Annotated in this window: 10 protein-coding genes; 2 read left to right on the top strand and 8 right to left on the bottom strand. The window is 44.0% G+C overall.

Annotation, left to right across the window (positions count from 1 at the left end):
- Positions 1 to 14: 14 nt before the first annotated feature.
- The 4 genes from G625_RS18355 to G625_RS0104475 all read right to left on the bottom strand — a co-directional run bounded on the left by G625_RS18355 (position 15) and on the right by G625_RS0104475 (position 6,454).
- Positions 15 to 647 (bottom strand): MBL fold metallo-hydrolase, encoded by a 633-nt coding sequence (locus G625_RS18355; RefSeq protein ID WP_049895706.1) that lies wholly within the window; start codon positions 645 to 647, stop codon positions 15 to 17.
- Between the two features lie 143 nt (positions 648 to 790).
- Positions 791 to 1,873 carry an aspartate-semialdehyde dehydrogenase gene (gene asd / locus G625_RS0104485; protein ID WP_029200153.1) on the bottom strand — a complete coding sequence of 361 codons (1,083 nt, stop codon included), beginning with the start codon at positions 1,871 to 1,873 and terminating at the stop codon, positions 791 to 793.
- A gap of 279 nt (positions 1,874 to 2,152) precedes the next feature.
- Positions 2,153 to 4,390 (bottom strand): DNA gyrase/topoisomerase IV subunit A, encoded by a 2,238-nt coding sequence (locus tag G625_RS0104480; RefSeq protein ID WP_029200152.1) that lies wholly within the window; start codon positions 4,388 to 4,390, stop codon positions 2,153 to 2,155.
- A gap of 138 nt (positions 4,391 to 4,528) precedes the next feature.
- Entirely contained in the window at positions 4,529 to 6,454 is a 1,926-nt protein-coding gene (locus G625_RS0104475; RefSeq protein ID WP_029200151.1) for a DNA gyrase/topoisomerase IV subunit B, read from the bottom strand.
- Positions 6,455 to 6,815: 361 nt separating this feature from the next.
- Between G625_RS0104475 and G625_RS0104470 the strand changes: the two genes are divergently transcribed.
- Positions 6,816 to 7,454 (top strand): orotate phosphoribosyltransferase, encoded by a 639-nt coding sequence (locus G625_RS0104470; protein WP_029200150.1) that lies wholly within the window; start codon positions 6,816 to 6,818, stop codon positions 7,452 to 7,454.
- A gap of 99 nt (positions 7,455 to 7,553) precedes the next feature.
- Positions 7,554 to 8,114, top strand: a complete 561-nt coding sequence (locus G625_RS0104465) for a Uma2 family endonuclease (protein WP_029200149.1) — start codon at positions 7,554 to 7,556, stop codon at positions 8,112 to 8,114.
- A gap of 120 nt (positions 8,115 to 8,234) precedes the next feature.
- Here G625_RS0104465 and G625_RS0104460 read toward each other — a convergent pair whose 3' ends face one another.
- The 4 genes from G625_RS0104460 to G625_RS0104445 all read right to left on the bottom strand — a co-directional run bounded on the left by G625_RS0104460 (position 8,235) and on the right by G625_RS0104445 (position 13,448).
- Positions 8,235 to 9,824, bottom strand: coding sequence for a UDP-glucose--hexose-1-phosphate uridylyltransferase (locus tag G625_RS0104460; protein ID WP_242826589.1), 1,590 nt, complete (start codon positions 9,822 to 9,824; stop codon positions 8,235 to 8,237).
- Positions 9,825 to 9,847: 23 nt separating this feature from the next.
- Entirely contained in the window at positions 9,848 to 10,864 is a 1,017-nt protein-coding gene (gene galE / locus G625_RS0104455; RefSeq protein WP_029200147.1) for a UDP-glucose 4-epimerase GalE, read from the bottom strand.
- 149 nt (positions 10,865 to 11,013) lie between these two features.
- Complete coding sequence (locus G625_RS0104450; protein ID WP_029200146.1) at positions 11,014 to 12,189, bottom strand: galactokinase; 1,176 nt, start codon at positions 12,187 to 12,189, stop codon at positions 11,014 to 11,016.
- Positions 12,190 to 12,500: 311 nt separating this feature from the next.
- On the bottom strand, positions 12,501 to 13,448 hold the full coding sequence (locus G625_RS0104445) for an AEC family transporter (protein WP_029200145.1): 948 nt from the start codon (positions 13,446 to 13,448) through the stop codon (positions 12,501 to 12,503).
- Positions 13,449 to 13,455: the final 7 nt, after the last annotated feature.

Below are 13,455 nucleotides of genomic sequence, written 5' to 3'. Positions count from 1 at the left end.
CTCATGACCGACTCTCAGTTCTGTTCGGGAATCAGTGTAATGATTTCATCCGGAACATTCCGGGCATCTATTTCAATGGATGACTCCTTAATTCTCTGAACCCCAGGAATCACAGACATTATATGCTGTATATCCTCCTGAACATCATATCCCGTTGCCCCTTCTCTGAAATGCATAAGCACCTTTAAACATGGCGTCTTCAAATGTCTGATGATCTCCAACGCCTGAGCCGAGTCTATGGTATAGACTCCTGCACATGGAAGCAGTACAACATCAGCTTTTTTCAATTCTTCATACTCATCTTCACCCGGCAGTCTGCCAATGTCTCCAAGGTGGGCAATCACAAGGTCTTCCATCTCCACGAAGGATACCTTTGTCATGCCCCTCTTGCTTCCGTTTGCATCATCATGAGGCACAAGAATGTTATGGTATCTGAGACCATGATCTTTTCTGCTCAGAGAAATAAGTGAGGCAGCATTATGGTCATGGTGTTCATGAGAACAGATAACCATATCCGCTGTCAAACCCGACGGCACCTTTAATCCCGGTACACTGCCGTTTTCATAGGGATCAAATACAACTGAACCGTCTTTTGAATCCGCCTTAAAACACGAATGACCATAATACGTTAACCTTATATTTGACATATTTCAGACCTCCACTAATGTATTCCGGTATTTCTTATAATCATATCATAAATGCACAGCATTAATCTCGCTATTTTTCTTTATCAACGCAAAGCCCCCACCGGTCTTAAACCGGCGGGGGCATCATGTTTCATTCCGCTTTTTTATTTCTTTGTAATATATCCCTTGGCTGCAAGATACTCTGCTGCCTCAACTCCACCGCCTGCTGCGCCGCGAAGTGTATTGTGGCTGAGACCTACAAACTTCCAGTCATAGATGGAATCCTCACGGATACGTCCGATGGAGATACCCATACCTCTCTCGTAGTTAACATCGAGAGCAACCTGCGGACGGTTATCATCCTCAAGATACTGGATAAAATGCTCCGGAGCTGAAGGAAGCTTAAGTGCCTGAGGCTCACCTGAATACTCTCTCAGCGCCTGTACAAGCTCTTCCTTTGTCGGGTTCTTGCGGAACTTAACAAATACTGTTGCAGTGTGTCCGTTAAGGATAGGAACACGGATGCACTGTGCGGAAATCTTTATATCCTCCGCAAGATCGATATGATCTCCCTTAAAGGTACCGAGAACTCTTAAAGGCTCCTTTTCTGACTTCTCTTCCTCACCGCCGATGTATGGGATAATGTTGTGCTCCATCTCAGGCCAAGATTCAAAGTTCTTTCCTGCGCCGGAAATAGCCTGATATGTGGAAACGATAACCTCGTATGGCTCGAACTTACGCCATGCGGCAAGAGCCGGTGCATATGACTGAATGGAACAGTTAGGCTTAACAGCGATAAATCCGCGGGTTGTACCGAGTCTCTTCTTCTGAGCTTCGATAAGCTGATAATGATCCGGGTTGATCTCAGGTACTACCATCGGAACATCCGGTGTCCATCTGTGAGCAGAATTGTTGGAGACAACCGGAGTTTCCGTCTTGGCATAAGCCTCCTCAAAAACACGGATCTCATCCTTCTTCATATCTACTGCAGAAAATACAAAATCGACGTCCTTTACAACTTCATCAATCTTGGAAACGTCCTTTACGATCATGCCCTTAACGGACTCGGGCATCGGAACATCAAGCTTCCATCTTCCCTCAACCGCCTTCTCATAGGTTTGTCCTGCAGATCTTGGTGAAGCAGCAAGTGTTGTAAGCTCAAACCATGGGTGATTCTCAAGAAGTGTGATGAATCTCTGTCCAACCATACCTGTTGCACCGAGAACACCAACTTTTAATTTCTCCATAACTGTTTTCTCCTCTTCAATAGACGCATTTTTCACCGGTTGCTTCTGACAAACGGATGCCATGCATCCCGATTCTGTAAATGCCTGTTATTCACCGGTTATTTCCGACATACAGATGCCAATATATTCAGCCCTTCTGATTAATGCAAAAAATATCCCTTTGCTCTTTTATATTACTAAAAGCTATGTAAATCAATAAACTTTTAATTATATCTAGTTTAAGCTATGGCTATAACGTGAATTATATGTCGATTTTTTTACCATAACCCGCGATTATGTTTAATGTTTAGTCCCTTTACCTGCCCTGTTTGCCAGCTTAAGTCTGTTAAGTGACAGCATCTTTCCGTTTACCTTTATATCCACAGGATCAACACCCATAAGGTAGACATCTCTCAGTTCATCACCCTTTCCGAGTTTGATGGCAACAACTCCCTTACTGTTCTTCTTCTGTAAAGGCACATCACTGAGGGAGCATCTCAGGAAATAACCGTCTCTGGTTCTGAAGACGATGTCCGTCTCGTAACCCATCACCTGAATGCTTACCACTTTATCACCATCGTTAAGCTTTGTGGCAGCCACAAGCTTGTTCGCGGTTTCAAACTCGCTTGCCTCAACCAGCTTCACCATAGCGTCCTTTGTAGCGAATACAAGAGTCTTTCCGTTAAGTACCGATTTGACATTTACATAAACGATCTCTTCGTCGTTAGCATTGTACTTACTGATGTTATCAATAGGTATGCCCTTGTCCTTAAATTTACCGAGAGGCACATCCTGGCACTTTATCTGATGCATATTGCCCTTATCGGTAAATATAAGCACTCTGTCTGTCGACTTACACTTGAAGATAAACCTGCTTTCGGACTCAAGAGCTTCCTGATTACGCTGGTAAGTAGCATCATCTATCATCTTGCAGTATCCAAACTTGTCCTGAACATAGTATCCGTCTATTTCCTGGACTTCCTTATCATTGAATACCGCTTCCCTGCCGTCCTCTATAAGAGTTCTTCTGGGCTTTGCATACTGGGACTTTATAAACATAAGGTCTTCGGAAATAACCTCGTTCATACGGTCACGGCTTCCAAGAATACCCCTGTACTCCTTTATCTTCTTGAGAGTCTCTGCATGACGCTTTTTCAGTTCGATAAGCTCGAGACCTATGAGCTTGCTGAGCTTCATGTCAAGGATTGCCTGTGCCTGTCGCTCTGTAAATGTAAACTCCCTGATGGTTTTTTCAAACTCTTTATCTCTGTCACGGAACTTAATGCCTTCAATGTCTCCCGTCATAAGAGCTTTCTTTGCATCAGCCTGGGACTTACAGCTTCTGAGAAGTGCAATGATGGCATCAATAAGGTCAACTGCCTTGATGAGACCGTCCTGAATCTCCTTCTTGTCTATCTCGGCATCAAGTAAATTCTTGTACTTCTTTCCGAGAATCTCATACTGGAACTTAAGGTATGCCTTGATGATTCCGCGAAGAGACATGGTCTCCGGGCGTCCTTCATTGATGGCAAGCATATTTACGCCGAAGGTATCCTCCAGCTTTGTTTTCTTATAAAGGACGTTCTTTATTCTTTCAATGTCAGCGCCGTTCTTAAGGTCAAGTACGATACGTATACCGTTCTTGTCTGACTGGTTGGAAATGTCTGTGATTTCTGGAAGCACTCTGTTCTCCACAAGCTGTGCCGTATCCTGCATGAACTTCATGATACCCTGACCGATCATGGTGTATGGTATCTCAGTCACCACAAGCTTATCTCTGTCGGATCTTCCTTCCTTCTTTTCGAATACAAGCTTTCCTCTGAGCTTCAGCTTTCCCGTTCCGGAACGGTAAATATCCACAAGCTCTGACTTGTTGGCGATGATTCCGCCTGTAGGAAAATCAGGTCCCTTAAGATACTCCATCATATCGGCAGTTCCCATGGCAGGATTTCTGAGATAAGCAAGGATAAGGTCAATGATCTCTCCCAGATTGTGGCTTGGAGTTGATGTAGCCATACCTACCGCGATACCCTCGGAACCATTCAAAAGGAAATAAGGTATTCTGGCAGGGAGTACAACCGGTTCTGTCAGTGTCTCATCATAGTTCGCCTGAAACTCCACCGACTTATCAAGATCTGCCAGCATGCAGTCATCGGTAAACTTTTCAAGCTTCGCCTCTGTATATCGCGGAGCCGCTGCGGAATCTCCCTCTATGGAACCGAAATTACCCTGTCCATGGATAACCGGCTGCATACGCTTGAAATCCTGCGCCATGACAACCAGTGTATCGTATATGGATGCATCTCCGTGAGGGTGATACTTACCCATGGTGTCACCCACTATACGGGCTGACTTATAGGTTGGGTGGTCATGGTTAGCATGAAGCTGATCCATGTCAAAAAGTACTCTTCTCTGTACCGGCTTAAGTCCGTCACGAATATCCGGAACCGCTCTTGAAGTGATAACGCTCATGGAATAATCCAGGTAGCTTTTCTGCATCTCCTCCGAATATTCGGTTGTTAAAATCTGTTCTGCCATAATTAATCCTTAATTATATCTATTCTCTTTACTTTGGGGCTCACAGTCATCATTTGTGTGATGCCTGTGAATTCTGCTTACATAGGACGTTTTTTACAAAACCGCCATATACGAAAAATATATCTAATGAACTGTTTCTTAGGCGTCAATCTCAGCCTCATCGGCGTGATCATGTATGAAATCGCGGCGCGGTCCTACCTCTGAACCCATAAGCATGCTGGTAACCTCAGATGCCAGACGTCCATCCTCTATCTCAACTCTCTTTAAAATTCTGTTTTCCGGATTGAGGGTTGTCTCCCAAAGCTGTTCCGGATTCATCTCACCAAGACCCTTGAATCGCTTCAGCTCATAGCTTCCGACCTTGTGGTTCTTCTGATATTTTACAAGCGCAGATTCATCATAAAGATACTCCGGTTTTTCCTTCTTGTTGTGAGGTATAGCCTGATAAAGCGGCGGCATGGAAACATAAACATGCCCCTCTGTGATAAGGTCAGGCATAAATCTGTAAAGGAAGGTAAGGAGCAATGTATCGATATGTGAACCATCCACATCCGCATCGGTCATAAGTATGATCTTGTCATAGCGGAGTTTTGTGATATCAAAGTCATTGCCGTAGCCCTCTGAGAATCCACATCCAAAGGTATTGATCATGGTCTTGATCTCAGCATTGGCAAGAACCTTATCTATGGAAGCTTTCTCTACGTTCAGTATCTTTCCACGAAGCGGAAGGATAGCCTGGGTACGTCTGTCTCTGTGATTCTTTGCAGAACCGCCCGCAGAATCTCCCTCTACGATGAAAATCTCACACTCCTCCGGATTTTTGGAAATGCAGTTCGCAAGTTTACCGTTTGAGTCAAAACTGTATTTTGACTTGCTGAGCATATTGCTCCTGGCTTTCTGTTCCTGCTTTCTGATCTTCGCTGATTTCTCTGCGCAGGTGATGATGGACTTTACAACCTCTACATTTCTGTCAAAATAATGCTGAAGCTCGGAATCCACTATGGCCGCAACATGCTTTCCTGCCTCCTGGCTTGCAAGCTTGGTTTTGGTCTGTCCTTCAAAAATAGGATCCGGATACTTTACCGCAACTACAGCCATCATACCGTTACGGGTATCGGCACCGGTGAAGTTATCATCCTTTTCCTTGAGAAGTCCAAGCTGTCTTGCATAGCTGTTTATGAGCTGGGCAAACTTGGTCTTAAAGCCTGTAATATGTGTTCCGCCCTCCTGGGTGAAAATGTTGTTACAGAAGCCGTGAACATTCTCCTCAAAGTCATCCGTAAACTGGATACAGCACTCAAGGGTTGTTCCCTCAGACTCACCCTTGAAGTAAATCTCGGGAGTAACCTTTTCCTTCTCTTTATTTACATCCTTGACAAAGGCAATGATTCCTTCAGGCTCATGGAACTCCTTAATAACAGGAACTTCATCTCTGTCATCCCGATAATGGATGGTAAGCTCCGGGTTAAGGTATGCAGTCTCATGAAGTCTTGACTGAAGCCAGTCCTCCTTGAATCTTGTCTTTTCAAATATCTCCGGATCGGGGATAAAGGTTGTCTCTGTTCCTGTCTCCTTTGTCTTTCCCACAACAGGGAGAAGTCCCTTAACAAGCTCTGTTGTTGGTTTTCCGCGCTCATAGGTATCTTCCGAAATCTTTCCGTCCTGATAAACACGGATTCTCAGGTAGGATGACAGAGCATTAACAACTGATGAACCTACACCGTGAAGACCGCCGGAGGTTTTGTATGCCTTGCTGTCGAACTTTCCGCCGGCATGAAGGGTTGTAAGGACTACTCGCTCTGCGGAAACTCCCTTCTGATGCATGCCTACAGGGATTCCTCGACCGTCATCACGAACGGTACAGGAGCCATCCTTTCCCAATGTTATCCATATATTCTTGGCATATCCCGCCAGATGCTCATCCACCGAATTGTCCAGGATTTCGTAGATGAGGTGATTGAGACCTCTGGAACCTACGGAACCGATGTACATACCGGGTCTCACTCTAACCGGTTCAAGTCCCTCCAGAACCGTGATACTCGACGCATCGTATTTCTCTGCCATTTAAAACTCCTTAAAAATCTTGCTGCTATTTACACACAATTTCTTGAACTATATCATAAATATGACATTTTTATCAAGTTGTGGCATTTTATCAAAATCACCTATTTTCTTAATAATACCCCCTCTTCTCCGAATTTTCCACACGTACGTTCTTTTTTATACTTACGTTTTTCTTACATATCCGTCAGTCTCCTTCATCCGAAATCCCGTCCAGGGATATGATGTTCCAAATTTATGTATTCTTGAAAATAATATTTATTTTATTAACCGAGATGATATAATGAATTCATCAGGTTACGTGACACGGATCATAGAATATGATCAAATTATGTTTCATCGGGAAACAGGATAAGGAGTAAAAATGGAAAACAGCTATCAGAAAATCGAAGTTACGGGAATATCATTACCACTGAAGGTCACAAGAGGACATTTCGCCACAAACCACTCTCACACCAACTATTATATAGACCTTACTACAGTCAAGACCAGAGCTTCCGAAGCTCATACTGTAGCTGCTAAGCTTGTGGAGAGATACCTTTTCGGTCTGGTCGTAGATACCATAATTTGCGATGAAGGCACAGAGGTCATAGGCGCATTTATCGCAGAAGAACTTACTAAAAGCGGCGCCATGAATACCAATGCCCACAAGACCATCTATATCATAAAGCCGGAGTTCAACACCAACTCCCAGATCATTTTCAGAGACAACATTAAGCCTATGGTAAGGGGCAAGAATGTTCTCATACTTGAGGGCTCCGTCTCCACCGGAAAATCCATAAACAAGGTTATCGAGGCTGTAAAGTACTATGGCGGCAAGTTAAGCGGTGTTACGGCTGTATTCAGTGCCATCACTGCCTACAACGGTATCCCAGTAGTTTCAGTTTACGGCAAAAACGATCTCCCGGACTATGCTTATGCCGACTACAACGAGTGCCCACTTTGTAAAGCCGGCCAGCCCATCGACGGTCTCGTGAACTCCTTTGGTGTTTCGATGATTTAACATCCGGACGAATAATAAGGCTTCAATTGAGATAAGTGAAAGGCTTTAGCTTCCCTCTTTTTTTCAATTATAGTAAACGACCTTTTCAGGAGAACCATCATGGAGGCATTATCCTATATAAAATATACCATTGAAGAAGTTGCCGCAATGGAATCTCACGCGGAACTGATAAGTCACCATCTCGTAATAACCGACAAAACCACAGTAGAACACAATAGAGCTATACGCATGATCAGTACTGCTTTGGAGAGATATATAGAAGCTCGCAACGGAGATTGTGAAGTGTTTACAGAAAATGTTGCTCTATACTGCAACGAGCTATGTAATGACGATGCCAATTTTTTCCTTCCGGATGTTATGACAGTATGTGACAGCAGTGGAATTCATAGCGATGGAGTACATTCTGTTCCGGTGTTCGTTGCAGAAGTCACATCCGAATCCACAAAGAAACAGGATTATACTGACAAGATGGCTGTGTATGCCAAGATTGGTGTTCAGGAATACTGGGTAGTGGATCTTCAGCGAAAAGTCATTGTACGTTATCTCGCAGATAATGACTACGCCCCTGAAATGATGGCTTATCCTCATTTCTCATCTATAGCGATGCATACATATCCTGATTTAAGCATCGAATTATCACGTATTTTCGAAAATATCTAAAATGAAGCCGTAACACTTTGAAAAGACAAAGTGTTACGGCTTTTTTATGTCACAATATATGAGTTAAGCCGGAGCATAAGCAGAGTGAATCCCCGGGTGAACTGCCACTGTACGTTCCCGTCACAGTGTCTTTATAAACCTGTCAAATGCAGCCTGTCCCTCAGGGGTACGCTTGTAAACTCCTGCATCTTCAAGGACATGCATGAAGACCTTTCCGATCTCATCCCGGAGGATATCGTCGAAGTTCTCGGCATTGACCTCGATGTCACGTCTGTAATACTCCTCCATAAACTCGTCGAACCAGTCGGCATGCTTCTCAAGCTCAGGAATATCCCTTAAGTCCTTACCGGAAATGAACGCTTCCTTGAGCTCTGCCATCTCCTGCTTTAACCGGCTGGGCAGTACCGCAAGACCCATAACCTCGATAAGTCCGATATTTTCCTTCTTTATATGATGGAGCTTCGCATGAGGATGGTAAACTCCCAGCGGATGCTCCTCGGTGGTGATATTGTTTCGAAGCACCAGGTCAAGCTGGTACTCTTCCCCAACCTTTCTCGCTATGGGAGTGATGGTTGAGTGAGGAACACCGTCAGTCTCTGAAAAGATAAATGCAGCTTCATCAGTGTAGCCCCTCCATGCCCCGAGGATATGATCCGCAAGATCAGCTATTTTTGCAATATTCTCACCGGTAAGACGGATAACCGACATCGGCCATTTTACAACTCCGGCCTTAATATCCTCAAAGCCCGGTACAACAAAGCTTCTCTCTACAGGAGCCTTTGCCATGGCGAACTCATAGTTTCCACCCTGGAAATGCTCGTGTGCAAGGATGGAACCACCGACTATGGGAAGGTCAGCATTGGAACCCACAAAATAGTGCGGGAACTGACGGACAAAATCGAAAAGCTTCAAAAATGCGCTCTTATCGATCTTCATCGGGGTATGTTTGGTATTCAGAACGATGCAATGCTCGTTGTAATAAACATATGGTGAATACTGGAATCCCCACTCCTGGCCCTGGATCTCGATAGGGATGATACGGTGATTCTCTCTTGCCGGATAATCAACACGTCCGGCATAACCCTCGCACTCACAGCAAAGCTGACACTTGGGATACCCCGTCTGCTTTGCCTTTCCTGCTGCCGCAATAGCCTTCGGATCCTTCTCCGGCTTACTGAGATTTATGGTAATGTCAAGCTCCCCATACTCTGTTTCAGTCTTCCACTTCAGATCCTTCTTTACTCTGTAGCGTCTTATATAATCAGTATCTCTGCAGAATGTATAGTACCAGTCAGTAGCAACCTTCGGATCCTCCTCATAAAGATCCGAGAAATTTGCCTGAACCTCTGAAGGTCTGGGCGTCAGAGCCCCCATAAGCTTTGTATCAAACAGGTCTCTGTATACAACGGAATCCCCCTCCGTAAGACCATGCTCCACCGCATAATCATTGAGCACCTTCAGAACATTCTCAAGATATGACCCATCATCAACAATCCCGTTTTCCGTAGCAGTCTTAAACTCCTCTGCCTCAACCTCATCAAACGGAATCTTCTCCGCCTCTTCCAAGACCTCATCCTTAGTTGAGGTCACTTCATCCACCTTCAAATTCAGCGCAACCGTATTAAGCGCCCATGTAATATCGCTTTCATCGATAAGAGCAGTTCTATAAGCATAAGCAACAAGCTTCTTTATTTCATTCTGTATATCCATTTTCTGTACCATTTCACTATGAATCAAGAGTTATACCCATTCGGATTCTTCTGCTGCCAGTTCCAGGAATCCCTGCACATATCCTCGAGATCGAACTGCGCCTTCCAGCCGAGCTCCTTCTCTGCCTTAGCAGGACTTGAATAGCAGGTTGCGATATCACCGTCACGTCTAGGCTTAATAACATAAGGAAGCTTCTTGCCGCAGGCCTTCTCAAAAGCATGGATAACATCAAGAACAGAATAACCATGTCCTGTTCCGAGATTGCATACAAATACACCGTCATTCTTTGCAAATCTCTCGATAGCCTTAACATGTCCCTTTGCAAGGTCAACTACATGGATGTAGTCACGAACTCCGGTTCCGTCAGGTGTATCGTAGTCATTTCCGAATACATTGATCTCCGGAAGCTTTCCGATGGCAACCTGTGCAACATAAGGAAGAAGGTTGTTAGGAATGCCCTTAGGATCCTCACCGATGAGACCTGACTCATGAGCTCCGATAGGATTGAAATATCTTAAGAGGATAACATTCCACTCAGGATCTGCTGTATGAACATCTGTAAGGATCTGCTCCTGCATCCACTTGGTCCAGCCGTAAGGATTGGTGCAGGTTCCCTTAGGACAGTTCTCTGTGATAGGGATTTCGGCAGGATCTCCGTAAACAGTAGCGGAGCTTGAGAAAATGATATTCTTTACTCCGTGAGCACGCATCTCTTCAACAAGATTCAAGGTTGAACCGATATTTGTGCGGTAATACTCAACCGGCTTGTGAACTGACTCACCTACAGCCTTGAGTCCTGCAAAATGGATAACTGCATCTATCTCATTCTCATCGAAAATTTTCTTAACGGCTGCTCTGTCCAGAAGATCCTCCTGATAGAACTTTACCTTCTTTCCGCTTATCTCTTCGATGCGTTCAACTGCCTTCTGATTGGAATTATAAAGATTGTCAATGATAACTACTTCATAGCCTTCGTTAAGAAGCTCAACACATGTATGGCTTCCGATATATCCGGCACCGCCTGTTACAAGAATTCTCATATGGTCTCCTCTCATTTACAAACACTTGTCTTTCGCCACTTTTATCTGACATAAAATGTCAACAGAATCGGCTCTATTCAAAGCACATTCGTCATATATGAATCTATCCACAAAACAAATGCACTTTAATCAGCATTAACATCACTAATTTAAATCACCTGTGGACCGTCGCCAATGCTTACAACATAGAATGTGCAGTCATAACCCACACGGTTTCTGTAGGCCTCACCCACAAGCTTTTTGAAGTCTTCAACCGCCTCATCTTTTACGATGGAAACAGTACAGCCGCCGAATCCGCCGCCGGTCATACGTGAGCCCAGAACTCCGGGTACCTTCCAGGCCTCTTCAACAAGAACGTCAAGCTCCTCACAGCTAACCTCGAAATCATCTCTCAGGGAAACATGCGAAGCATTCATAAGCTTTCCGAAGGTCTCAATGTCTCCGGCCTTTAATGCCGCAACAGCTGTCAGAGTGCGGTTATTCTCATATACAGCATGCTTTGCTCTCTTCTGAACAACCGGATCCTTGATAGCATCCTTATGCTTTTCAAAATCCTCGTTGCTGAGGTCGCCAAGTGTCTTTATTCCTGCAACGGAAGCAAGTATCTTTCTTGCCTCCTCGGATTCTCTTCTTCTGTCATTGTACGCTGAGCCCACAAGCTTATGCTTCTTGTTTGTATTGGTAACCACCAGCTTCATTCCGTTTAAAACCACGGGAGCATATTCGTAATTGAGTGTGGCACAGTCCAGGAAGATAGCATTATCCTTTTTACCCATGGAGCTTGCGAACTGATCCATGATCCCGCAGTTCATGCCGCAGTAGTTGTTTTCCGCATCCTGGCCAATGACAGCAAGGTCAACATTTGTCACATCGAAACCATAGAGATCTCTCAAAACAAATCCTGTGAGAACCTCGATGGATGCGCTGGAAGAAAGGCCCGATCCGTTGGGAATGTTTCCATAGATAGCTATATCAAGACCCCGGTCCATCTTAAAGCCTCTCTTTTCAAAGGCCCACATAACTCCCTTTAAGTAGGATGTCCAATTATCATCTTTTAAAGGTTTGAACTCATCAAGCGATGTTTCTATAACACCGGTTTTGTCGAGATTCACACTGTAAAAACGAAGCTTACGGTCATCTCTCTTTTTTGCCGCTGCATAAGTTCCTATAGTAAGTGCACAGGGGAAAACATGACCTCCGTTATAATCGGTATGCTCTCCGATGAGATTTACTCGTCCGGGTGCAAAATAGCACTTTACGCCATCTGATGCGCCGAATTTCTCTTCAAATGCTTTTAAAACGCCTTCTTTAAATGAAAGATCCATTGGTATATCCTCCTGTGTCCGGGAACAAAATGCCCACCGAATATAAACTGATAAAAATCTGTCATTATCTCATGGAACATTATAAAAATGTTGACTTTCGTAGTCAACGCGAAAAAACATCTGAAATTCTTAGATATTCTTTCATTCATGTATCATTAATGTCCCGTTGAAATATCATGATCCACCTGACTAATTTATCATATTTTCATGGATTTCCCACGGTTTATTATATCTTTGATGATTTATGCTTTTGATATAGTCGAAAATGATAGCAGCTATCAAAATCAACCATTTTGTGACAGACTATGGCATCAGAAAATACCCACCGCTGTGAGACTCATTATCCAGAAGAATATGGTGAACAGTGATAAAACAGTACTTATGGCAAGAAGCTGACCCTGAAGCTCCCCGTCTCCGCCCATGTTCTGAGCCATAGGAAAAGAAGCTCCGGCAATAGGGGTGGCATAAAGACTGAAAGCGATGAAGAGTTCAGGTCCCCTGTAGCCGATCATATACATCAGCACAAGTATAAATGCAGGCACTGCTATAAGCTTTAAGAATAAGGTGGTCACGATAACATTGACATTCTTGCCTATATCAGGCAGTGAAAGTGTTGCACCCAGTATGAAGATGGAAATCGGTGTAGTCATGGACGCAAAATCACCGATGGGTTTCATTACAGATGTCGGAATCTGCCAGCCCGCAAATTTAAATATACTTCCGGCAATGGCACCTATTATCAGAGGATTTGTAAGGATATTAATGACGATTTTTCTGACATCAACCTTTGAACCTGCACTTCTGTCAAAAAGTGTAAAAATGATAACCGCACCGATATTATATATAGGTACAATTGTGGCTATAACCAGTGACGCCAGTGCTCCATAATCGTCTCCATACATGCTGACACATAGAGGATAAGCAAACATAAGAGTATTGCTTCGCCAGATTGACTGTATGATAACCGGCTTTCTCGGATTTTCCTTTACAAAAACCGGAACCAGCAGGATACATAAAAGGATAATGGCTATGAGAACGCCTGCGAATATGGCTATGAGGGAAGCATTACCCCCTATGTCCACGTCCGCAGTATAGAGATTGTTGAACATCAGTAAGGGGAAAAATGCCTTGAACACGATCTGGTTGAGCTTATTATAGAAAGCTTCGTCCCCAAATCCCAAATGTCTTATGATGTATCCGTACATCATATAACAAATAAACGGTATTACTGCATTGGCTGCTATAAAAAAGCTTTCCATATTTTGA

This window comes from Oribacterium sp. NK2B42 (genome assembly GCF_000424445.1).
Lineage (GTDB): Bacteria > Bacillota > Clostridia > Lachnospirales > Lachnospiraceae > Oribacterium.
Note: the sequence above shows the minus strand (reverse complement) of the source record. Positions and strands in the feature narration are given on the sequence as shown.

Coding starts and splice junctions, on each gene's coding strand:
- G625_RS0104475 (WP_029200151.1), bottom strand. CDS start 6,454: ATGGCAGAGAAATACGATGCGTCGAGTATCACGGTTCTGGAGGGACTT.
- G625_RS0104445 (WP_029200145.1), bottom strand. CDS start 13,448: ATGGAAAGCTTTTTTATAGCAGCCAATGCAGTAATACCGTTTATTTGT.
- G625_RS0104460 (WP_242826589.1), bottom strand. CDS start 9,824: ATGGATATACAGAATGAAATAAAGAAGCTTGTTGCTTATGCTTATAGA.
- G625_RS0104480 (WP_029200152.1), bottom strand. CDS start 4,390: ATGGCAGAACAGATTTTAACAACCGAATATTCGGAGGAGATGCAGAAA.
- G625_RS0104450 (WP_029200146.1), bottom strand. CDS start 12,189: ATGGATCTTTCATTTAAAGAAGGCGTTTTAAAAGCATTTGAAGAGAAA.
- asd (WP_029200153.1), bottom strand. CDS start 1,873: ATGGAGAAATTAAAAGTTGGTGTTCTCGGTGCAACAGGTATGGTTGGA.
- galE (WP_029200147.1), bottom strand. CDS start 10,864: ATGAGAATTCTTGTAACAGGCGGTGCCGGATATATCGGAAGCCATACA.
- G625_RS18355 (WP_049895706.1), bottom strand. CDS start 647: ATGTCAAATATAAGGTTAACGTATTATGGTCATTCGTGTTTTAAGGCG.
- G625_RS0104470 (WP_029200150.1), top strand. CDS start 6,816: ATGGAAAACAGCTATCAGAAAATCGAAGTTACGGGAATATCATTACCA.
- G625_RS0104465 (WP_029200149.1), top strand. CDS start 7,554: ATGGAGGCATTATCCTATATAAAATATACCATTGAAGAAGTTGCCGCA.